Source organism: Mesorhizobium sp. B2-8-1 (assembly GCF_006440955.1).
GTDB lineage: Bacteria > Pseudomonadota > Alphaproteobacteria > Rhizobiales > Rhizobiaceae > Mesorhizobium.
On sequence record NZ_VFTX01000005.1, the window covers coordinates 305,421 to 326,635 of the forward strand.

Here is a 21,215-nt window from a genome sequence, read left to right on the forward strand (position 1 = left end):
CGTCGCGGAGATTATCAAGATGGCTACCGTCAAGCAGAAGATCACCCTCAACGCTTCGCGCGACATCCCGTTCAACAAGCTGATGCTGAGCCAGTCCAACGTCCGGCGCATCAAGCGCGGGGAAACGATCGAGGACCTCGCCGCCTCGATTGGACGGCGCGGCCTGCTCCAGAGTCTCAACGTCCGGCCAGTGTTGGATGGTGAGGGCAACGAGACCGGCATGTTTGAGGTGCCGGCTGGTGGCCGCCGCTATCGCGCCCTTGAGCTGCTGATCAAGCGGAAGCGCATGGTCAAAACCGAGCCTGTGCCTTGCGTCGTCACCAACGCCGATAGCGAGGTGCCGATCGAGGAGGATTCGCTGGCCGAGAACTTCCAGCGTGAGGATCTCCATCCTCTCGACATGTTCCGTGCCTTCCAGACCCTGCACGATCAGGGCGCGAGCCACGAGGAGATTGCGGCACGCTTCTTCGTGTCCGCGACCTTTGTCCAGCAACGCCTGCGGCTCGCGAAGGTCTCGCCCAAGCTGCACGATATCTACGAGCAGGACGGGATGAAGCTCGATCAGCTCATGGCCTTCACCGTGGCCGACGATCACGCCCGTCAGGAACAGGTCTGGGAGGCGCTCGAACATTCGTGGTCGAAGGAGCCGCATCAAATCCGGCGCATGCTGACCGAAACCACGGTTCGGGCAAGCGATCGTCGAGCGCTGTTCGTCGGTGTAGAGGCCTATGTCGCAGCCGGCGGGATAGTGCTGCGTGACCTGTTCGAGGCCGACAATGGCGGCTGGCTGCAGGACCCTGTGCTGCTCGACCGCCTGGTTCGCGACAAGCTGAAATCGGTCGCAGATGAGATCGCCGCCGAAGGCTGGAAGTGGATCGTGGTCGATATCGATCTGCCCTATGGCCATAATCACGGCCTGAGGGCGCTCGCCGGCACGCCCACCGATCTGACCGAAGCGGAGTGGGCACAACGTGAAGCGCTGCGCAAGGAATACGATCGGCTGGAAGCCGAGTATTGCGAAGCCGACGAACTCCCCGACGATGTCGATCAGCGCCTCGGCGAGATCGAGTCCGCGCTTGAGGCCTTCGAGAGCCGGCCGATGAACTACGATGCGACCGAGATCGCTCGCGCCGGCGTGTTCATCAGCATCGATCATAATGGCGATCTCGTCATCGATCGGGGCCATGTGCGCCCCGAGGATGAAGCCATACAGACGGTCGGCGGCGACTCCGCCGAGTCCGGCGGCACCACCGGGAGCGAGGATAGCAACGACGAACTTTCGGCTCGCCGCGCAACCATCACCATCGGTACTCAGGCTTCCGAGCCCGAGGAGGATGAGGGCGACACCATCAAGCCACTGCCCGAGCGCCTGGTGATCGAACTCACCGCTCATCGCACCTTGGCGCTGCGCAATGCCGTGGCCGAGAACCAGCATGTGGCCATCACAGCACTCTTGCATCGGCTCGTCCTCGACACATTCGGTCAGCGTTCCGCGACCGGCTGCGTCGAGGCGTTTGTCCGGCATATCCACTTGCCTGCGCAGGACGCCGACCTCAAAGACAGCCCGGCGGCCAAGGCGGTCGATGAGCGCCATGCGGCATGGAAGGGCGACATCCCGCTTGGTGACGACCAGACTCTGTGGGTCTGGCTTGACAGTCTCGATGAAGCCAGTCGGCAGGCGCTGCTGGCGCACTGCGTCAGCTATGGCATCAACGCCCTGTTCGAACGGCCCAACCCCTATGGCAGCGGCGTCTCCCAGCACGGGCTGGATCAGCGGCTGCGCGAGGCCGATCGGCTTTCTCTTGCCACGGGGCTCGACATGGTGGCTGCGGGTTGGCGCCCAACGGTCGCAAACTATCTCGGCCGGGTCACCAAGTCCCGGATCCTCGAAGCCGTGCGTGAGGGCGCTGGCGAGCAGGCGGCACAGCTCATCGATCATCTCAAGAAGGGTGACATGGCCAAGGAGGCCGAACGCCTCCTTGCCGATAGTGGCTGGCTGCCTGAACCACTCCGTCTGACCGCTCAGGACGCACCGGCCATGCAGCCGGACGAGGGCGAGGAGGGTGACTTGCCCGAATTCCTCGCCGGCGATGATGAAGACGACTCGGTGGCAGCCGATGAGGTCACCGCTTACGCGGTCGCAGCCGAATAGCACCTATCGACAGCGCGGCTCCGGTCGCGACGTTCCCCTTCACCTCACGGCCCGGCTCCCAGCCGGGCCATTTTCGTTTCAGGAGATATGTCCATGTCAGCCCACATAATCTACGACAACGCCCCGCTCGGTTCGCTCATCCGCTATTCGGACGGTGCGCCGAAGCCGCCAGCGCGCTTCACCCGCAAGCTCGCGGACTGGGAGCGCCGCAACGGTCTCGGCCGGCTGGTCCGCAAGTCACCCCCGCGCGACCATCCGACCTACAGCGCTCCTGCCTCAATCACGCTCAACGAAGGGATTTTTTCGTCCGGCGGCATCATGCTCGTGACCACTATGCGCATCTACTCGCTCGATAGCGCGCTCAGCTTCGAGATCGTCGAGCGACCCGCGATCGGCATGGTCCGGGTCCTGCATCAGATCGCCGACCACGACGAGTTGCTGCACCTCGCCGAGAGCCGCGATGCGGCCGAACTCTGGACGGCCAAGACCGGATACCGCAATGCGCGTCTTGAAGACATCACCGCCGACGAGTTCGGCGCCGATGTGGTCGAAGGGCGGGCGGCGGCCTGACTCGCGCGGCGTCACACCGCACACCCAAAGCGTCGATCCTTCCACCATCGTGGCCCGGATTCGGACGAGTGCCGGTTGCTTTTCAGGATCAGCACTACGACCGCAATGGTTTCCTGCGGAAGTCGAAGCCTGACGGAGGAACATGATTGAGATCGGTTGATAAACCGGCAAGCGCTCCACCTCATGGCGGGGCGCTTGTTCATTTTGGCGTCGGCCGGCGCCTGAGAGGGAGAGGTTAGCCGGGATGGGTTTGAAACCGCGCGGTCCAGAGAGCGCGCCGCGCGGCTCGATCCTGTCCCCGCTCTCCCGAGGTTCAAATCATGACCATGATCTCGCCCGCCGTCGCGGCTCCCGCTGCCGCGTCGATCCCACTAGCCCAAACCGGTGCGGCCGCAAGCATCTTCGCGGCCGCCGGCCTGTTGCTTCCCCATCTCGAACGCGGCGAGCGCATCGACGCGCCAAAACTGCGCGCGGCGATGGAAGCCGCGTTCGGGGCTTCCGATGCAGCCGGCGCCTGGGACTGGAAGCAGGCTTACGATGCGTGCGAGGCCGCCACGGTCCTATTGCTTCGCAAGTATGGAAAGGCGCTGTTTCGCAAAGCCGCGTCGCCGGCGCTCCGGCTTTCCGCATTGTCGAAGATCGCCGGGCTCATGCCGACGCATACCCGTCGGTCCGAAGACGCGCAGACCTTCCAGCAGTTCTCGACTCCCATCCCGCTCGGCCTGGTCGCGGCCACAGCCGCCGCCATTACGCCGGCCGACCGAGTGCTGGAGCCTTCCGCCGGCACCGGGCTGCTGGCCATCCTGGCCGAGATCGCCGGCGCCTCGCTCCTCCTCAATGAGCTTGCCGAGACGCGCGCGGCACTTCTCTCCTTCCTCTTTCCGGCCGTCTCCGCCAGCCGCTTCGACGCCGCCCAGATCGACGACCATCTCGATCCCGGCGCCGTGCCGAGCGTGGTGCTGATGAACCCGCCGTTTTCGGTCATGGCTAATGTCGAGGGCCGCATGGCCGATGCGGCCTGGCGGCATATCGCCTCGGCGCTGGCGCGCCTTGCGCCCGGCGGGCGGCTGGTAACAATCACCGGTGCGAACTTCGCGCCCAACCATCCGGCCTGGACCGCCGTCTTCACGCGCCTGCAGGAACGTGGGCGCGTCGTCTTCTCCGCCGCCATCGACGGCGCGGCCTACGCCAAGCATGGCACGACCTTTCCGACACGCCTCACCGTCATCGACAAGCTCCCGACGGACGATCCCACCGTCTTCGCGGATGCTCCCGGCATTGCTCCGGATGCGGCGACGCTCCTCTCGTGGATTGAGGAGCGCCTTCCCGCGCGACCGCCGGTCGTAATGGCCGCCGTTTCCAGCGCGGCATCGGCGGTCGCCGCGCCCCAAACCGTGCATGGCTATCTCACACGTGCGGCGAGAACCACGCCACGCATGTCGATCGCCGGGCCGGAAGCCATCGACCTCGTCTATGAGGCTGTCGACGGGCAGGCGGCCGAGGACGGCCAGATCAGCGACGCCATCTATGAGGCCTACGGGCTTCAGGCGATCCGCATCCCCGGCTCTCGGGCTCACCCCACCCAGCTCGTTCAATCGGCGGCCATGGCCTCGGTGGCGCCGCCCAAGCCGAGCTATCGGCCGCGCCTGCCGCGGAATGTTTTCGACCTGCTGTCGGATGCGCAACTCGAGACCGTCATCTATGCCGGCGAGGCCCACACCGAATATCTGGCCGGGGCCTGGACCCTCGACAACACCTTCGACGTGGTGAGCGCCGCAGCCGACGACGCAGCAGGTGCCGTTCGCTTCAGGCAAGGCTTCATGATTGGCGACGGCACCGGTGTAGGCAAGGGCCGCGAGTCCTCCGCCGTTATCCTCGACAATTGGATGCATGGCCGTCGCAAGGCGGTCTGGATCTCCAAGTCCGACAAGCTCATCGAGGATGCGCAGCGCGACTGGTCCGCGCTCGGCATGGAGCGCTTGCTGGTCACCCCGCTCTCCCGCTTTCCACAGGGCAAGCCGATCGTGCTGCCGGAAGGCATCCTATTCACCACCTATGCCACGCTACGCTCCGAAGATCGCGGCGAGAAGGTTTCGCGGGTCAAACAAATCGTCGAATGGTTGGGTTCGGATTTCGACGGGGTCATCATTTTCGACGAGGCGCACGCCATGCAAAACGCCGGCGGCGGCAAGGGCGAACGCGGCGACGCCGCTCCCTCCCAGCAAGGCCGTGCCGGCCTGAGGCTACAGCACGCCCTGCCGAATGCTCGCATCGTCTATGTGTCGGCGACTGGCGCCACCACCGTGCACAATCTCGCCTATGCCCAGCGGCTCGGCCTCTGGGGCGGCGAGCTTTTTCCATTCTCGACCCGCGCCGAGTTCGTCGAGGCGATCGAGGCCGGCGGCGTGGCGGCGATGGAAGTGCTGGCACGCGACCTCAGGGCACTTGGCCTCTATACGGCCCGCTCGCTTTCCTTCAACGGCGTCGAATACGAGCTGATCGAGCATGAGCTGACGCCGGAACAGATCCGCATCTACGATGCTTATGCCGGTGCCTTCGCCATCATTCATAACAATCTCGATGCGGCGATGCAGGCGGCCAACATCACCGGCAGCACCGGCACGCTCAATGCCCAGGCCAAGTCGGCCGCGCGCAGCGCCTTTGAAAGCGCCAAGCAGCGCTTCTTCGGTCATTTGTTGACCAGCATGAAGACGCCGACCCTGATCCGCTCCATCACCCTCGATCTGGAGGAGGGCCATGCGGCGGTTGTCCAGATCGTGTCGACCGGCGAGGCGCTCATGGAACGGAGGCTGGCCGAGCTGCCGACCGAGGAATGGAACGACGTCCGGGTCGACATCACGCCGCGCGAATACGTCCTCGACTATCTCGCCCATTCCTTCCCGGTGCAGCTCTATGAGCCGTTCACCGACAGCGACGGCAATCTGTCGTCGCGCCCGGTCTACCGCGAAGGCCAGCCCGTCGAGAGCCGCGAAGCGGTCGCCCGGCGCGACGAGCTGATCGCCAAACTCGCCAGCTTGACGCCTGTCCCAGGTGCGCTCGACCAGATCACCCAGCATTTCGGGGTGGACATCGTGGCCGAGGTCACCGGTCGCTCGCGCCGCATTGTCCGCAAGGGTGAGCGCCTCGTCGTTGAAAACCGTGCTGGGTCAGCCAACTTCGCCGAGACGCAGGCCTTCATGGATGACCAGAAGCGCGTTCTGGTTTTTTCGGACGCGGGCGGGACGGGGAGGAGCTACCACGCCGAACTCTCGGCCCGGAACACGCGGCTGCGTGTGCATTATCTGCTCGAAGCCGGCTGGAAGGCCGACACCGCCATTCAGGGCCTGGGACGCACGCATCGCACCAATCAGGCCCAGCCGCCGCTCTTCCGTCCGATCTCGACCAATGTGAAGGCGGAAAAGCGCTTCCTCTCGACGATCGCGCGGCGCCTCGACACGCTGGGCGCAATCACGCGCGGCCAGCGCCAGACCGGCGGCCAGGGCCTTTTCCGGCCAGAGGACAATCTCGAAAGCCACTATGCCCGCGATGCGCTACGGCAGCTCTATCTGCTGATCGTACGCGGCAAGGTCGAGGGCTGTTCGCTTGAGCGTTTCGAGGCGGCGACCGGTCTCAAGCTTATGGATACCAATGGCATCAAGGACGAATTGCCGCCGATCACCACCTTCCTCAATCGCCTGCTCGCACTGACGATTGCGCTGCAGGGCGTGCTGTTCGGTGCCTTCGAGCAACTGCTGGCGGCGCGCGTCGAGGGCGCGATCGCGTCAGGCACCTACGACGCCGGGCTGGAGACGCTGCAGGCCGAAAACTTCGTCGTCACCGACCGCCAGGTGATCTACACCCATCCGCGCACCGGCGCCGAAAGCCGCCTGCTCACAATCACCCAACGCAAGCGCAATCGGCCCGTCACGCTCAATGCGGCGCTCGATCATCTGTGCGATCCTCGCGCCGTACTGCTCATCAACGAGCAATCGGGCCGCGCCGCCGTGCAGATCCCGACCCCCAGCGTCATGCTCGACGATGGCGAAGTCGAGCGACGTGTCCGCCTGATCCGGCCGATGGAAGGTCAGAACATGCCGCTCAAGGCCATGGGCGAAACACGCTGGGTCGAGGCCGATCGCGAGGCTTTCTCAACTGCCTGGACGGCCGAAATCGCCGCGGTGCCGGAGTTTTCGGACTCGGTCTTGCACATGGTCACCGGCCTGCTGCTGCCGATCTGGAAGCGCCTGCCCAACGAGTCGACCCGCGTTTATCGACTTCAGACCGACGAGGGCGAGCGCCTCATCGGCCGCCGCGTCTCGCCGGCATGGGCCGCCAACGCCTCTGCGACGAACGTGGTTGCGCTTTCGCCGGAGCAGGCATTTGCGGCTCTGATGGACGGCCGGACCATTCTCGATCTTGCCGAGGATCTCCAGCTTCGCCGCAGCCGCGTCATGGGCGCATGGCGCATCGAATTGTCCGGCTTCACCGACGCGATGCGCGAGCGCCTCACCGCCTACGGTCTCTTCCACGAGATCATTTCGTGGAAGCTCAGGATGTTCGTGCCGATCGACGCCAACGGGCTCGCCGTGCTGGAGCGCGTGCTCGACCGCTTCCCAATCGAGCGGGTCAGTGAACGGGAGGCTGCATGATTGCGCGTCACGCTGCCTCCGACCTCGCACACCGCCTCGGCGAACATGCCGAGGCTGTGTGCCGCCACTACCTCTCCAATGGCCGTCGTCAGGGCAAATACTGGACCGTCGGCGATGTCCGCAACGCGCCGGGCCGCTCGATGTTCGTGCGTCTGCAGCCATCCCCGAAGGGACCGCCAGGCAAATGGACCGACGCCGCCACCGGCGAGCATGGCGATTTGCTCGATGTCATCCGCGAATCCCTCGGACTGGTCGATTTCAAGGAGGTAGCCGACGAGGCACACGCCTTCCTCGCCATGCCGGATGTAGAGTCCGAGCAACGGCCGACGATGAAGCCACCTTCGGCTCGCACCGGTTCTCCGGAAGCGGCTCGCCGACTGGTCGCCATGTCGAAACCCATTATCGGCACCCTCGTGGAAACGTATTTGCGTGGACGTGGCATTACGACTTTGCACGGAACCGCAGCCTTGCAGTTCCATCCACACTGCTACTACCGGCCAGACGATCATGGACCGACCACGACCTTGCCGGCGATGATCGCCGCTGTCACCGACCTTGATGGACATCTGACCGGCGCGCACCGCACCTGGCTCGCATCGGACGGCACCGGCAAGGCACGCGTCAACACACCGCGTCGGGCAATGGGTGACCTTCTCGGTCACGCAGTCCGCTTCGGCGTACCCGGCAGCGTCATGGCGGCAGGCGAAGGCATCGAGACGACGCTATCGCTCAGATGCGCCATGCCCGACATGGCGATGGCTGCGGCACTCTCGGCATCCCATCTCGCCGCCATCCTGTTCCCTCCGAACCTGCGGCGGCTCTATGTCATCCGCGACAACGATCCGGCCGGCGACGGCGCCAGAGACTGCCTGCTCGAGCGCGCGACGGACGCCGGAATCGAGGCAATCGTGCTCTCGCCGGCGATGGTTGACTTCAACGAAGACCTCCGCCATTTCGGACTTGGCGCCTTCCGGGCCTCGATTGCGGACCAGCTCATGCGCAAAGATCGCATCCGCTATCTGACAGAGGCGGCATGAGCCGTGAGGGGAAGCGCGCGGCGCATGGTGCCGGTGCTCCGCATCGATGGGTGGCCCGCCGGCAGAGAACCGCAGCCCGGCCTTCAAGAGGGCGATCGGGCCCACGAACTGGCCGGCCAGGCAATGGCGGCGGCCGACTATTTTCCGGCGGCGCACAACTGCTCGCGAATGGCAGCGATTGGTCGCGACGCCTTTCCATCGCGAGGCAAAATAGCCGGCCGCCGCCATCCTCCGCTGCGCTGCGGCCCTCCGCTTCGCTGCGGGTGCCGGACCCGTCCCGCCCGTGCGCTCTCGTCGCCTTGAAGGCCGCGGGGGTCGCGGTCAAACCGACGGGAGCATCGCAATGAGCGAGCACGACGACGCCGAACCGCACCACGCCGCTTCTCCGACCGATCATATCCTCACCGAACTCCAGCTTTATGGCTGGCGCCCCTATGCGGACGAGCCAGATCCGCGACCGCTCCCCGGCGGCGACCACGTGGCCGGCGCCGTGGCCGACATCTTTGACGCCCTCATCGCCACCTTGGCTGACACGCGCCTGGAACCCGACCTCGATGATCTGCTCTGGTCCGTCACCAATGTCTTCCACCGCGCCGTACAACGGATCGAGCGGCAACTGGACGACAACGAGCAGGCCCAGCGCCGCCTGCAGCGCGAACAGGACGGCACCGAGATCAAGGCGGTTGAACTCGAGACACTCACCGCCCAGGGCCAGACCATGATCGAACGGCGCGACGCCTTCGAGCTCATGCGCGACCAGGCCGCCGACCACTACGATCAGCACACCGGCTCGGCCTGGCGACCGCGCACGGGGTCGATGGTCAACCACCACCATCTCACCGCCGCAATGATCGATAGCCGCGACTTCCTCGCGGCAAGGCGGCGCGCGGAAACCGAAATCATGTTACCCGCCGGCCCCAAGATCGCCTTCTCCGGCGGCGGTAGCGCCGATCACCAGTTGATCTGGGGAAAGCTCGACCAAATCCGCGCCAAGCACCCCGACATGGTGCTGATGCACGGCGGATCACCAAAAGGCGCCGAAAAGATCGCCGCCCGCTGGGCCGATCATCGCAAGGTGCCGCAGGTCGCCTTCAAGCCCGACTGGAGCAAGCATGCCAAGGCCGCTCCCTTCAAGCGCAACGACCAGATGTTGGCGGTCATGCCGATCGGCGTCATCATCTTTCCGGGAACCGGCATTCAGGAGAACCTCGCGGACAAGGCCCGCAAGCTCGGCATTGCGGTCTATCGGCTCGGCAACGGCGGCGCGTAGGCGCCGCCGGAATCTAAGCGCCCTATAAATATCCGGGATCAAGCCATGTCGCTCGTATCCTTTCCCGAAAGTTTCGCGCCGGACATCGCGCTTGCCGACACCTTCTTACGCAATGCGGCCGCCCACCTTGATGGCGCTGACCGGGCGGCGGATCTAGACAGGCACAATGCGGCCCTTCACGCCATCGCCATCGCCATTGAATTGCTTCTGAAGTCGCATCTTCTCAGAGTCGCGACCGATGATTGCTGGAACCGCCGCCATATCGGGCACGATCTCGACAAGGCGGCTTGTTACGCCGAGAGAGCTGGATTGCGCCTGCCACCGCAACTGCACAGCGTCATCGCCCGCCTTCATCCTCATTTTCAGCGTGGCGGCTTCCAACGGGATCCATCGCGATCATGGCCGTCCGGTTTCTCGCTCGACGCCCGCCACATCGCGCGGCAGCTTGCTGAGACGCTCCTGGAACAAGAGCGCCGCGTCAACAACGCCCGCTGCTCCTGACTTGAAGATGACCGCACCCCGCGATCCATTGCGCTGATCCTTGGTCCGGCCAACGGCCTGACGCCATCAACCCGCAAGGGGTCGGACTACGCGAAGCGTGTCGCCGCTCCGGCTTCGCCTTCGCGGTGATTGCGGCCATCGGCCGAACACATCGGGCGCCTGTCAGCGGGGGAGGGTCCTCCGCTTCAAAACAGGAGCCGGATCGATGTCCTTCGCCGACGCACATGCCTTCGCCTTCAGCCTCGCCGCCACTCTCATGGTCACCATCGTCATCTTTCGTGCTGGCGACGGCACTCTCTCGGTCGTGCCGGCGAACGAGTATGACGGCGACGACACCGCCATCATCGGCGAAATCGACCCGTTCGCCCCATGACGGGGCGCACATCGCGCTGCCAATGCAAGAACACCGGCGGGTTTCACCCGCGCTTTTCCTTTGCTATGCTGTGCACTGCGCCAGGTGGTGGTGGAAGGCGCAATCGCCAGAGTCATTCTCTCGGAGACACCACCATGATCATCCTCGGCATTCTCCTTTGCGTCGCGGCCATCGGCATCTTGTGCTGGTTGCTCTTCACGCTTGCAATCGTCGCCCTCCCGTTGTTCCTCGCCGTCAACGCGGGTGCATGGGCATTCAACACCGGTGCCGGCTGGCTTGGCGCGATCCTTGTCGGCATTCTCGCAGCGGGGTTGACGCTCGGCATCGGCCAAATCCTCCTCGGCGTTATCAGACCCATGTGGGCGAAGCTGGCGATCGCGATGGTCTTCGTCGCTCCCGCGATGGTTGCCGGCTACCATGCCACTCATGGCATCACGAAGCACATCATGCCTTCGGAAACCTGGCAGATTGTCTTTTCCGTCATTGGCGCGATCGCGGTCGGCGCCACGGCATATCTGCGGGTCGCGGGCATCGCCGCCGCCGACCAATCCGGTAGGGACATGGTTCAAGCTTAAACCCGCGCGAGCACGGCGGGTGGACGAGACCGACGAAGGCCTAGCCTCCTTGTCATGGGTGGTTGGAGCAATCGGGCTGCATGCCAAGGATCGGGCAATGGCCACGCCGGCGCGGCCTTGTTGGTGGACTTGGACGTTCTGTCGACGCCGCAAGGCAGGCCAACCATTCGGTGGCAGGATGGCAGCGCGACTGGTCGCAGGTCGTTGGAGGTGCACGCGGTCCCATGCCTGGATGTGTAGGCGATGCCGGTGAAGCTCGTAGCGATCTGCTGGCGGCGCGTTGGACGCCGACGTCTCCGATGCCAATCTGTCCCAAGAGCGCTCCAAACGGCCTCTTCAATGGGCTGATCTGGCCGGAGGACGGCTGAAGCCTCGACCGCCTAAGCCGCAACGGCGCATCCCGACTTTCTTCCCCTGCCGGCTCCCACCCCACGCGGCAAGCGCATGGGGGCCCCGAGCGCCGCCATTCCTCGCGAAACAAGAAAGCCGTTCCTGCTCCGTCCTCCGCGTGGCTCCGGTCGCAAGCGATGCGTCGTCGGTCGCCTCCGGCCAATTGATCGCCATCGAGGCCGCATGGTGCGGGCTCGGAACAGAAAACGGAGACTTACAATGGCTACCATCGGCACCTTCAAGAAGTCCGCCTCCAACGAGTTCACCGGCGAAATCGTCACTCTCAGCGTCCTGGCCAAGAACGTGCGTATCGTCCCAGACACCCGCGCCAATGGCGAGAACGCTCCCAGCCACCGTGTGCTGGTCGGTCGCGCCGAGATCGGCGCCGCCTGGTCGAAGACCTCCAACGAAGGCCGCGACTATCTGGGTCTCAAGCTTGACGATCCGAGCTTCAACGCCCCGATCTACGCCAACCTTTTCGACGACGAGGATGGTGAGGGCTTCTCCCTCATCTGGTCCCGCCCGAACGCGCGGCGGGGTGACTAAGGATCCGCGCAGGCCCCGGCCGGAAGGCCGGGGCCTTCTTGCGCGGACGTCCGGTTCGGTTCACTCGAGCCGAGAGCGATGCTGAAACCGCATCGCCTGATGCCGATCAACCATCCTCCGTCGGCGCTGTTGTTTCTATAAAATGCAGGCTTTCACTCTGTGGAGACGAGGCAAGCGATGATCGAGCCGTTTGACGAAACCGCGCCGACCAGTGACGAACTCACCGAATACGATCGGGAACACGTCAAGCTCTATATGCGCCTGCTTGACGCCGCCGACGACGGCGCGGACTGGCGCGAGGTGGTCGAAATTCTCTTCGGCATTGATCTGACGAAGGAGCCACAACGCGCCCGGCGTATCCATGACAGCCATCTGGCGCGAGCGCGCTGGATGGCGCGTGCTGGCTATCGTCATCTTTTGCGTCAACCAGGCACCTAGCACCACCGCTCCTGTCGTTCCCGGGTGATGCCGAAACGGCATCACCCGATGCCCGGCGAGGGTCTTCCGCCAATCGCTACAACCCGGAATTGTCTTGAGGCGGGGTCTACGCGTTTCTTGCGTGAGGAGCTCTTGGATGAGGCCGGATACGTCGCATTGGCGAGACAATGCCAGCTATGATTATTTCGATACATTGCCCATCGAAGGGCTCGCCTGGGAGTGTCTGCGGCGTCACGAACCCTATCAACGGCACTATCAGGCGCTCCTGACCACCAGGGCCGAAAAAGCACCCTTCCGCCCTGAGACAAAGCGGCTGTGGGGGTTGCGATTTCCCGGCCAGGCCGGATTTGTCCGCCTTGGCGCAAGACGTTCTGTGGTCGCCTGACGTCGATCCAGCTGTGGTTTCTCTCGTGCCGGCGCCGGAATTCCTATCGTCGTTGCGATCGGCGCCTTTGACCGGCCTGGGGGCGGTCCACGACAGCCCGGAAGGACGTCACATTGTCCACAGTGCAGGTGTCGCGACCCAACTTCTCCTTCTGCCGGGCAGTGATCCGCACGGCCACCTGGCGGCGCTGATCCCCTTGGATGCAGAAACGTTGGGACGGATCGAAGCACTCACCCGTTTCTGGCGTTCCTTGCAGGGGCGCCCAACGGCTTCGGACACGCGTATGACCCCACAGCAGCGCCGCCGGTTTCGTCTGATGATGCAGGCCGCCGACGGCCGTGCGAACGGCGCGAGCTACCGCGACATTGCGGTTGCATTCTACGGTCACAAGCGCATCGCCGCCGATCCTTGGAAGACCTCGGCGTTGCGCGATGCGGTGATCGGCCTGGTCGAAGGCGCCACCGCCATGATCGGCGGCGGCTATTTGCAGATCCTGCGTCATCGCCGTCGACCGTAGCGGTTCTGGCCCCGGACGAGGGGGTGGGATTTTAGCCTCCCTCAACTTCCCCATCCCTAGCGAAGCCCATTCTCCGCCACCGTGGTCGCCGTCCACCGCTGAACGCCAGCGGCTGCCCAAAACCCCACGGAGGTCCGACCCATGCGACCCGATATCGCCGTTTTGCCGCCGCGCTTCCTGCGCACCAAGGAAGCCGCGGATTTCCTCAGCCTGTCCGCCCGCACGCTCGAAAAGCACCGTACCTATGGCACTGGTCCTTCCTACCGCAAGCTCGGCGGCCGTGTCGTCTATGCCGTCGACGATCTTCAGGCTTGGGCCGAACGCGGCGCTGTCACCTCTACATCCGATCCGCGTGGATCGGTCCTGCCGGCCAAGCGTCACACAGCGACGCCGCCGGCGCATGGCGGACGATACGCACGCTGACCGCGCGCGGATTTCAAATGGTGGCGCGAAACCAATCCCTTTCGGAGCGCGGGCAACTCGACCTGTTCCGGGCGCTGCCTGGCGACTTCGCCCCACGAGACGCGCAGGATCTCATGGCCTATCCGTTCTTCTCCCTTTCCAAGACCCATCGCGTCACCCCGATCGATTTTGCCGCGGGCAACGTCACGATCCGGGTCGAAGCCGTACCCGATCATGGGATGGCGACCATCTGGGACGCCGACATCCTGATCTGGGCCGCGAGCCAGATCGTCGAGGCGCGCGACACCGGGCTTCGGACCTCGCGCCTCATGGCCGCCACGCCCTATGAGATTCTCACCTTCGTCGGCCGCGGCAAGAGCCTGCGCGACTATCAGCGCCTGAAGGCGGCGCTTGACCGGCTGCAGTCTACCACTGTCTCGACGACAATCCGTCAGCCCGCCGAAGGCCGGCGTCACCGCTTCTCATGGATCAATGAGTGGCAGGAGCGCATCGATCGCCATGGCAAACCCGCGGGGATCGAGTTGATCGTCCCCGACTGGTTCTACCAGGCAGTCCTCGATGACGCGCTCGTGCTGACGATCGATCGCGCCTATTTCGACCTGACTGGCGGACTGGAGCGCTGGCTCTATCGGCTGGTGCGCAAGCATGGCGGACGCCAGCGCGACGGCTGGCGCTTCGACTTCCGTCACCTTCACCAGAAATCCGGCAGCCTGTCGCCCCACAAGCGATTTGCCTTCGAGCTGCGCGACATCATCCGCCGCCAGCCGCTGCCCGGCTACACGCTCTTCCTCGAAGTGGAGATGGGCGGCCGGACGCTGCTCGCCTTCGAGCGGGTCGTCTCCGGTGGACGGCCTGTGGACGGCCTCGTGCTATCGGGAACCGGACCTATCGTGCCATCGGGAACCGCAGGCTCGTGCTATCAGGAACCAAAACGGGGCCTAACCCCAGGAAACCAAAGCCGAAATCGCGCCCTTAACTTAGACTCTAACCCAGAGTCTAACTTTGAAGAGCGCGCGCGCGATGTGCAGAGGCTCGTCCGGCGAGCCAGCGACGCACTCAGCATAGACACCGACAAGACCTCGGATGCGCCATCGGTTTCTGAGGGCAGCAGCACCGCAACCAGCGTCTCCGAAGCCCCGAATCCGCCTGTCAATCCGCGCTCGGGAGCCACCCGATGATCGCCGCCACGCACCACGCTCGCGACGAACTCGTCCATGTCGAACTGACCTGGGTCGAGAAGAAAATTGAGAACTGGATACGCTTCGGCACGCACGCCCATGAACAGATCGTCGATCGTCGCCGGCGCATCCTGTCCTATCGTCCCGGCGCAGTCTTCGCGCTCGTTCGCTGGGCCGCGAACGATTTTGGAACGATCATCTCACGCATCGATATCGTGCGTGCGGTCGCACGTGGCGAAGCCTATCAGACACTGCCCTTCGTGCGCCCCGGCGGCGACATGCTTCTGAAGGTCGAGAGCTGGCCCAAGGTCGAACGCGTGCTGCAGGCGATCGACGCCATCGAGCGCCTCGACATCGAGCCTGAGTTGGTGTCGCCCGACCATTGGCGGCACATCCACAACCGGATAGCCGCCGGCCACGCGCCGCGCAGCTACACATTCGACCAACATCGCGCCTTCCTGCTGCGCAAGAGGACCGAGCCGTGACGCGCGCCGGGATCATCGTCGCTAGCGTTCTCGCTACCATGGGCGTCGGCTATCCCGGCCTCACTTCGATGCCCACGAAGCTCATCTGGAATGCGTCAGCTAGTGCACCGATCGGCTTCTACACGATCGACTTCTATGGACCGTTCGAGGTCACCGATCTTGTGGCCGTCGAGGCGCCCGAGGCACTCGCGCCGTTCCTCGCTGATCGCGGCTATCTGCCGAGGGGCGTGCCACTCTTGAAGCGCATCCTTGGCGTTGCCGGGCAGCGTGTATGTCGCTCGAACCTCACCATCACTGTCGATGGCGTCGAGGCGGGCGTGGCGCTCGAGCGTGATCGGGCCGGCCGTGACCTGCCTGTCTGGCAGGGCTGCCGCCGCATCCCGACCGGCGAAGTCTTCCTGATGAACCGGCAGGTCCGCGACAGCCTCGACGGACGTTACTTCGGCCTCCTCTCCACCAGCCGGATCATCGGTCGCGCCGTCCCGCTGTGGACGGACGAGACCGGCGATGGCCGCTTCGAATGGCGCGCGTCAACGCGGTGAGCGCGCCACCGGCGGCGCGCCTCGTGCGCCGCCAGCCTTCATCACCGCACCACTGAAAAACAGGAGCCTGACATGCAGCAGATCGGAGAATTCACGCGCCAGAAGAGTGGCTATAGCGGGCGCATCCACACACTAAGCCTCAACCTGGATATCGCCATTGTGGCGGCAGAGGCGAGCGAAACGGAGAATGCGCCTGACTACCGCGTTCACGCCGGAAGCGAGGACGGCCCCGAGATTGGCGCCGGCTGGAAACGCTCCAGCGAAAAGGCCGGAGACTATGTCTCGATCCAGCTCGACGACCCGACGCTTGCGCAGCCGATACGCGCGAACCTCTTTCGCAATGGCGACGACAAGACGTCCTGGTCGCTGCACTGGGCGCGCCCGCGCGACCGTAGCGAGAAGGAGTGAACGATGCGCGCTCGCCGTCCATCGACGAGCCATCGCGGTGCGCCCGGGCCGCTTCGCGCTGCCCGGCGCATGGCTCTCCTCCTCCTTTGCGGCCTGTCCATCGCGACCGCCATGCCGGCGGCGACTGTTGCGCAGGACTTGGCCATCGCGCGATCATCGCAACGCAACCCCTTTGGTGCGCACATCAGCGAAGCCTCGCGGCGCTTCGGCGTTCCGATCGCGTGGATACGCGCCGTCATGCGCAAGGAGAGTGCGGGCGACGTGCGCGCCGTCTCCAGCGCAGGCGCCCGCGGCTTGATGCAGATCATGCCCGGCACATGGGATGATCTGCGCGCCCGCTGGTCGCTTGGTCGCGATCCGTTCGATCCTCGCGACAACATCCTGGCAGGAACGGCGTATCTGCGCGAACTGCACGATCGCTATGGCTCGCCGGGGTTTCTGGCCGCCTACAACGCTGGGCCTGCGCGCTACGAAGCCTACCTCACTGGACGTCCGTTACCGGCCGAGACCCGCGCCTATGTCGCAGCACTTGCCCCCCTGATCGGTGAAAGCGAGGGTATACGCCCTTTCGCAGTCACGTCTGTCGAGGCCATTCCCTGGAAGCACGGCTCGCTCTTCGTAGGTCAGCCGGATCGCATACAAGCTGTCGCTCTCGTGCCGACCGAGCGACCACCAAATGACGCGAGCTCTGCACCCACCGCGCGCGATGTCTCCGCCATCGTGCCGCTGTCCGAAGGCCTCTTCGTGGACCGAGCGGGCGAAGGGATGAAGCCATGAGCGCGCATGGGCGTTTTCGCGCAACCGCAAGCTCCAGCGCACCGTGGCGTGGATGGAGGCGGAAGGTGGGCAGAACAACCGGAAGATGGCGAGATAAAAGGCCGCGAGGTGCGGCGTCGGTCGGTCGTGTTGTTTCAATGGGTTATGCAGGATTTCCGCGAGGTGCGAGGATTTGGTGCACCTCGCCAGAAAACCGATTTGCGAGTGATTTCCGTGCTTTGGCACGATGTGCGGATCTCTTTAGATGACTGGCGACGACGAACTTCGAATCCGGCCTGGCCGTATCCGCTCACCCAGCGCCCAGCGCGCCAGGCCCTTCATCGGGCAGGCGCTTGCCGCCGCCCAGAAGGCCGGCGCCCGCATCTCCCGCTCCGGCCGGATCAGTCCGGGCAATCGTTCGACCTTCGGGCGCGGCCGCTCGGCGAGCGTGCGCGCCAATCGTCTCCTGACCGGACGCTCGCGAATCGTGATCATCAAGACACGGCTGGTGCGTCATCACGCGCGCGGCGCCCCGCTTGCGGCCCATCTTACCTACCTTCGCCGCGAGGGCGTTACCCGTGACGGGGAGAAGGCAAGGCTGTTCGGGCGCGAAGTCGGGGAGGTGGATGGCGGTGCTTTCGCCGCGCGGTGTGGCGATGATCGGCACCACTTCCGCTTCATCGTCTCGCCCGAAGATGCCGTCGACATGGCGGACCTCAAAGCCTTTGCCCGCGATTTGATGGGGCAGATGGAAAAGGACCTCGGCACGAAGCTCGATTGGGCGGGCATCGACCACTGGAACACCGACAACCCGCACCTTCATATCATCTTGCGTGGCCGCGCTGATGACGGGAAGGATCTTGTGGTCTCCCGCGATTACATCAAGGAGGGGATGCGCGCCCGTGCCGCCGATCTCGTTACCCAGGAGCTCGGCCCGCGCACCGATCTCGACATCCGTCGCAATCTGCAGCGCCAGGTCGAAGCCGAACGCTGGACCCAGCTTGACCGGCAGCTTGTTCGCTACGGGCGCGAGACAGGCGTCATCGACCTTGCCACCGCCACGAACACACAACCCGATGAATATCACGTGCTGAAGGTCGGGCGGATGCGCAAGCTCGAAACCCTTGGCCTTGCTGAACAGGTCGGCCCGAGCCAATGGATGATCGACGACAAGGCCGAGGCAACGCTACGCGAGCTTAGCGAACGCGGTGACATCATCAAGCGGATGCACCGCGCCCTGACAGAACAGGGCATCGAGCGCGGCGCGGCGAGTTATGTGCTGGCGGCAGAACGCCTCGAGACGCCGATCGTGGGACGACTTGTCGACCGCGGTCTCGATGATGAGCTGAAGGGCAGCGCCTACGCCGTCGTCGATGGCACCGACGGCCGCACACATCACATCAAGCTGTCCGACCTCGACGCCGCGGGCGACAGCGCTCCGGGTTCGATCGTCGAACTGCGCAAGTTCAATGACGCGCAGGGACATCCGCGCGCAGCGCTCGCTGTCCGCTCCGATCTCGACATTGAGCAGCAAACCACCGCCGTCGGCGCAACCTGGCTTGACCGCCAGAACATCGCCCGCGAACCGATTGCGCTTTCAGAAGGCGGTTTCGGCGCCGAGGTGCGGCAGGCGCTGCATTGCCGTGCCGACCATCTCGTCCAACAGGGTCTCGGCGAGCGAAACGGCCAACGCATCAGCTTCACCCGCAACCTGATCGACACGTTGCGTCGCCGCGAACTGGAGGCGCTCGGGCAGAAGCTCTCGGCCGAAACCGGCCAGCCTTTCAACCGCGCCCGCGGCGGCGACTATGTCACCGGTTCCTACCGGCAGCGCTTCACGCTCGCATCGGGCCGCTTCGCCATGATCGATGACGGCCTCGGTTTCCAACTGGTGCCCTGGACGCCGTCTATCGAAAAGCATCTTGGCCGCCACGTCTCGGGCGTCGCTCGCGCTGACGGCGGCATCGACTGGAGTTTTGGCCGCAAGCGTAGCCTCGGTCTCTAACCTCATTGTCAAGAAAGGACCGCTTCCATGTCCGCCACCAAGATACTCTGGGGCCAGATCCTCGCGGTCTTGATGATCGTGCTGATCACCACCTGGGGCGCGACGGAATGGGTGGCTTGGCGCCTGGCGTTCCAGCCCGAGCTCGGCAGGCCATGGTTCCATGTCCTCGGCTTTCCGTTTTACCTTCCGCCGTCCTTCTTCTGGTGGTGGTATGGGTTCGATGCCTACGCGCCGTCGATCTTCGTCGAGGGTGCCTTTATCGCGGCTTCTGGCGGTTTCGCCTGCGTCGCCGTCGCCATCGGCATGTCTGTCTGGCGGGCTCGCGAGGCCAAGAAGGTCGAGACCTACGGCTCCGCCCGCTGGGCCGACAAGCAGGAGGTCGAGGCAACTGGCCTTCTCGGTTCCGATGGAGTGGTGCTTGGGCGGTTTGACGGTGCCTATCTGCGCCACGACGGGCCGGAGCATGTGCTGTGCTTCGCTCCGACCCGTTCGGGCAAGGGTGTCGGCCTCGTCGTCCCGTCACTGCTTGCTTGGCCGAGCTCCGTGGTCGTGCATGACATCAAGGGCGAGAACTGGCAACTCACCGCGGGCTTCCGCGCCAGGCATGGCCGCGTCCTGTTGTTCGATCCGACCAACCCAAAATCCTCCTCCTACAACCCGCTGCTCGAGGTGCGTCGCGGCGAATGGGAAGTCCGCGACGTTCAAAACATCGCCGACATCTTGGTCGATCCCGAAGGCTCGCTCGAGCGGCGAAACCACTGGGAGAAAACCAGCCATGCCCTTCTGGTCGGCGCGATCTTGCATGTCCTCTACGCCGAGAAGGACAAGACGCTTGCCGGCGTTGCCGGTTTCCTCTCCGATCCGAAGCGTCCGATCGAATCAACGCTGTCCGCGATGATGAAGACCGCGCATCTGGGTGAAGCCGGTCCGCACCCGGTCATCGCCAGCGCCGCGCGGGAGCTCTTGAACAAATCCGACAACGAGCGCTCCGGCGTGCTCTCCACCGCCATGTCGTTCCTTGGCCTCTATCGCGATCCTGTCGTGGCCGAGGTCACGCGCCGCTGCGACTGGCGCATCACTGATCTTGTCGACGACAAGCATCCGACGACACTCTACCTCGTCGTGCCGCCGTCCGACATCAACCGGACCAAGCCGCTCATTCGCCTGATCCTCAATCAGATAGGCCGTCGCCTGACCGAAGATCTGCAGGTGAGGGCGAAAGGGCACCGGCTGCTCCTGATGCTTGACGAGTTCCCGGCGCTTGGCCGTCTCGACTTCTTCGAGTCGGCGCTCGCCTTCATGGCCGGATACGGCCTGAAAAGCTTCCTGATCGCTCAATCCCTCAATCAGATCGAGAGGGCGTATGGCGCCAACAACTCGATCCTCGACAATTGCCACGTCCGGGTAAGCTTCGCCACCAATGATGAGCGCACCGCCAAGCGCGTGTCCGACGCGCTGGGAACAGCGACCGAGATGAGGGCCATGAGGAATTATGCCGGCCACCGGCTGTCGCCGTGGCTCGGTCATCTCATGGTCTCCCGCTCCGAGACGGCTCGCCCGCTGCTCACGCCGGGTGAAGTGATGCAACTGCCGGCCACCGACGAGATTGTCATGGTCTCGGGTGCGCCGCCGATCCGCGCCAAAAAGGCGCGCTATCATGAGGATGCTCGCTTCCGGGAACGTATCCTGCCGCCTCCGGCGTTGGTGGCGGCAGTGGAGGGGAGACATGACGACTGGACCAGCCTGCCTCTGCCATCCCGTCCCCGGATTGCCGAAGCCACCTCGGCGCCGTCGGCCGCGGATGAGGACCAAACTGATTCCGAACGTCGTCGGCAACCTGAGCTCAGTCGCGTCGAGTTGGTCGTGAAGCCTTCGACCGAGAACGAATTCGAGATCGATCACCAGGACGACGTGGAAGACAGTGTTGCCCGCAACCGTCGACTGACGCGCCTCATGCAAGGCATTGCGCGGCAGGCGTCCCTCGACCCCGGTGACGGCGTAGACATGTGAGGCTC

General features: G+C 64.6%; 20 protein-coding genes. All 20 read left to right on the forward strand.

Annotated features, from left to right (window positions below; translation table 11 throughout):
• The first annotated feature begins 19 nt into the window (after positions 1-19).
• Positions 20-2,152, forward strand: coding sequence for a ParB/RepB/Spo0J family partition protein (locus FJ428_RS16010; protein ID WP_140879740.1), 2,133 nt, complete (start codon positions 20-22; stop codon positions 2,150-2,152).
• Positions 2,153-2,245: 93 nt separating this feature from the next.
• Complete coding sequence (locus tag FJ428_RS16015) at positions 2,246-2,722, forward strand: hypothetical protein (RefSeq protein WP_140879741.1); 477 nt, start codon at positions 2,246-2,248, stop codon at positions 2,720-2,722.
• Between the two features lie 320 nt (positions 2,723-3,042).
• The gene (locus tag FJ428_RS16020) at positions 3,043-7,371 is read left to right on the forward strand and encodes a strawberry notch family protein (RefSeq protein ID WP_140879742.1); all 4,329 of its coding nucleotides are present in this window, start codon (positions 3,043-3,045) and stop codon (positions 7,369-7,371) included.
• The gene (locus tag FJ428_RS16025) at positions 7,368-8,408 is read left to right on the forward strand and encodes a toprim domain-containing protein (RefSeq protein ID WP_181167312.1); all 1,041 of its coding nucleotides are present in this window, start codon (positions 7,368-7,370) and stop codon (positions 8,406-8,408) included. The genes FJ428_RS16020 and FJ428_RS16025 overlap by 4 nt, the downstream gene beginning before the upstream one ends.
• A 343-nt stretch (positions 8,409-8,751) precedes the next feature.
• On the forward strand, positions 8,752-9,678 hold the full coding sequence (locus FJ428_RS16030) for a DUF2493 domain-containing protein (protein ID WP_140879743.1): 927 nt from the start codon (positions 8,752-8,754) through the stop codon (positions 9,676-9,678).
• A gap of 45 nt (positions 9,679-9,723) precedes the next feature.
• The gene (locus FJ428_RS16035; protein ID WP_140879744.1) at positions 9,724-10,179 is read left to right on the forward strand and encodes a hypothetical protein; all 456 of its coding nucleotides are present in this window, start codon (positions 9,724-9,726) and stop codon (positions 10,177-10,179) included.
• A gap of 205 nt (positions 10,180-10,384) precedes the next feature.
• The gene (locus FJ428_RS30285; protein WP_008877981.1) at positions 10,385-10,552 is read left to right on the forward strand and encodes a hypothetical protein; all 168 of its coding nucleotides are present in this window, start codon (positions 10,385-10,387) and stop codon (positions 10,550-10,552) included.
• Positions 10,553-10,686: 134 nt separating this feature from the next.
• Positions 10,687-11,127: a hypothetical protein gene (locus FJ428_RS16040; RefSeq protein WP_140879745.1), complete on the forward strand. Its 441-nt coding sequence runs from the start codon at positions 10,687-10,689 to the stop codon at positions 11,125-11,127.
• Between the two features lie 609 nt (positions 11,128-11,736).
• Positions 11,737-12,063 carry a DUF736 domain-containing protein gene (locus FJ428_RS16050; protein WP_140879746.1) on the forward strand — a complete coding sequence of 109 codons (327 nt, stop codon included), beginning with the start codon at positions 11,737-11,739 and terminating at the stop codon, positions 12,061-12,063.
• A gap of 177 nt (positions 12,064-12,240) precedes the next feature.
• Entirely contained in the window at positions 12,241-12,501 is a 261-nt protein-coding gene (locus FJ428_RS16055; RefSeq protein WP_140879747.1) for a DUF2285 domain-containing protein, read from the forward strand.
• Between the two features lie 136 nt (positions 12,502-12,637).
• Positions 12,638-12,886 carry a DUF6499 domain-containing protein gene (locus tag FJ428_RS16060; protein WP_140879748.1) on the forward strand — a complete coding sequence of 83 codons (249 nt, stop codon included), beginning with the start codon at positions 12,638-12,640 and terminating at the stop codon, positions 12,884-12,886.
• Positions 12,858-13,403 (forward strand): DUF2285 domain-containing protein, encoded by a 546-nt coding sequence (locus FJ428_RS16065; protein ID WP_224518969.1) that lies wholly within the window; start codon positions 12,858-12,860, stop codon positions 13,401-13,403. Before FJ428_RS16060 ends, FJ428_RS16065 begins: the two co-directional genes overlap by 29 nt.
• A 141-nt stretch (positions 13,404-13,544) precedes the next feature.
• The gene (locus FJ428_RS16070; RefSeq protein WP_140562126.1) at positions 13,545-13,826 is read left to right on the forward strand and encodes a helix-turn-helix domain-containing protein; all 282 of its coding nucleotides are present in this window, start codon (positions 13,545-13,547) and stop codon (positions 13,824-13,826) included.
• Between the two features lie 17 nt (positions 13,827-13,843).
• The gene (locus FJ428_RS16075) at positions 13,844-15,004 is read left to right on the forward strand and encodes a replication initiator protein A (protein ID WP_140879749.1); all 1,161 of its coding nucleotides are present in this window, start codon (positions 13,844-13,846) and stop codon (positions 15,002-15,004) included.
• Positions 15,001-15,489, forward strand: a complete 489-nt coding sequence (locus FJ428_RS16080; RefSeq protein WP_140879750.1) for a DUF2840 domain-containing protein — start codon at positions 15,001-15,003, stop codon at positions 15,487-15,489. The genes FJ428_RS16075 and FJ428_RS16080 overlap by 4 nt, the downstream gene beginning before the upstream one ends.
• Positions 15,486-16,031, forward strand: a complete 546-nt coding sequence (locus tag FJ428_RS16085; RefSeq protein WP_181167313.1) for a S26 family signal peptidase — start codon at positions 15,486-15,488, stop codon at positions 16,029-16,031. Before FJ428_RS16080 ends, FJ428_RS16085 begins: the two co-directional genes overlap by 4 nt.
• A gap of 72 nt (positions 16,032-16,103) precedes the next feature.
• A complete protein-coding gene (locus tag FJ428_RS16090; protein WP_140879751.1) occupies positions 16,104-16,439 on the forward strand; it encodes a DUF736 domain-containing protein in 336 nt (111 codons plus the stop codon).
• Between the two features lie 3 nt (positions 16,440-16,442).
• The gene (locus FJ428_RS16095) at positions 16,443-17,216 is read left to right on the forward strand and encodes a lytic transglycosylase domain-containing protein (protein ID WP_140879752.1); all 774 of its coding nucleotides are present in this window, start codon (positions 16,443-16,445) and stop codon (positions 17,214-17,216) included.
• A 244-nt stretch (positions 17,217-17,460) separates the two neighbouring features.
• Positions 17,461-19,200 (forward strand): VirD2 family relaxase/mobilization nuclease, encoded by a 1,740-nt coding sequence (locus FJ428_RS16100; RefSeq protein WP_140879753.1) that lies wholly within the window; start codon positions 17,461-17,463, stop codon positions 19,198-19,200.
• Between the two features lie 27 nt (positions 19,201-19,227).
• Positions 19,228-21,210 (forward strand): conjugal transfer protein TraG, encoded by a 1,983-nt coding sequence (locus FJ428_RS16105; RefSeq protein ID WP_140879754.1) that lies wholly within the window; start codon positions 19,228-19,230, stop codon positions 21,208-21,210.
• Positions 21,211-21,215: the final 5 nt, after the last annotated feature.

What these genes read in the sequence shown, in the direction of transcription:
- FJ428_RS16095 (WP_140879752.1), top strand. Translation starts at nt 16,443, where the DNA reads ATGCGCGCTCGCCGTCCATCGACGAGCCATCGCGGTGCGCCCGGGCCG.
- FJ428_RS16020 (WP_140879742.1), top strand. Translation starts at nt 3,043, where the DNA reads ATGACCATGATCTCGCCCGCCGTCGCGGCTCCCGCTGCCGCGTCGATC.
- FJ428_RS16090 (WP_140879751.1), top strand. Translation starts at nt 16,104, where the DNA reads ATGCAGCAGATCGGAGAATTCACGCGCCAGAAGAGTGGCTATAGCGGG.
- FJ428_RS16010 (WP_140879740.1), top strand. Translation starts at nt 20, where the DNA reads ATGGCTACCGTCAAGCAGAAGATCACCCTCAACGCTTCGCGCGACATC.
- FJ428_RS16055 (WP_140879747.1), top strand. Translation starts at nt 12,241, where the DNA reads ATGATCGAGCCGTTTGACGAAACCGCGCCGACCAGTGACGAACTCACC.
- FJ428_RS16060 (WP_140879748.1), top strand. Translation starts at nt 12,638, where the DNA reads ATGAGGCCGGATACGTCGCATTGGCGAGACAATGCCAGCTATGATTAT.
- FJ428_RS16080 (WP_140879750.1), top strand. Translation starts at nt 15,001, where the DNA reads ATGATCGCCGCCACGCACCACGCTCGCGACGAACTCGTCCATGTCGAA.
- FJ428_RS16040 (WP_140879745.1), top strand. Translation starts at nt 10,687, where the DNA reads ATGATCATCCTCGGCATTCTCCTTTGCGTCGCGGCCATCGGCATCTTG.
- FJ428_RS16050 (WP_140879746.1), top strand. Translation starts at nt 11,737, where the DNA reads ATGGCTACCATCGGCACCTTCAAGAAGTCCGCCTCCAACGAGTTCACC.
- FJ428_RS16075 (WP_140879749.1), top strand. Translation starts at nt 13,844, where the DNA reads ATGGTGGCGCGAAACCAATCCCTTTCGGAGCGCGGGCAACTCGACCTG.
- FJ428_RS16105 (WP_140879754.1), top strand. Translation starts at nt 19,228, where the DNA reads ATGTCCGCCACCAAGATACTCTGGGGCCAGATCCTCGCGGTCTTGATG.
- FJ428_RS16100 (WP_140879753.1), top strand. Translation starts at nt 17,461, where the DNA reads ATGACTGGCGACGACGAACTTCGAATCCGGCCTGGCCGTATCCGCTCA.
- FJ428_RS30285 (WP_008877981.1), top strand. Translation starts at nt 10,385, where the DNA reads ATGTCCTTCGCCGACGCACATGCCTTCGCCTTCAGCCTCGCCGCCACT.
- FJ428_RS16070 (WP_140562126.1), top strand. Translation starts at nt 13,545, where the DNA reads ATGCGACCCGATATCGCCGTTTTGCCGCCGCGCTTCCTGCGCACCAAG.
- FJ428_RS16030 (WP_140879743.1), top strand. Translation starts at nt 8,752, where the DNA reads ATGAGCGAGCACGACGACGCCGAACCGCACCACGCCGCTTCTCCGACC.
- FJ428_RS16015 (WP_140879741.1), top strand. Translation starts at nt 2,246, where the DNA reads ATGTCAGCCCACATAATCTACGACAACGCCCCGCTCGGTTCGCTCATC.
- FJ428_RS16025 (WP_181167312.1), top strand. Translation starts at nt 7,368, where the DNA reads ATGATTGCGCGTCACGCTGCCTCCGACCTCGCACACCGCCTCGGCGAA.
- FJ428_RS16035 (WP_140879744.1), top strand. Translation starts at nt 9,724, where the DNA reads ATGTCGCTCGTATCCTTTCCCGAAAGTTTCGCGCCGGACATCGCGCTT.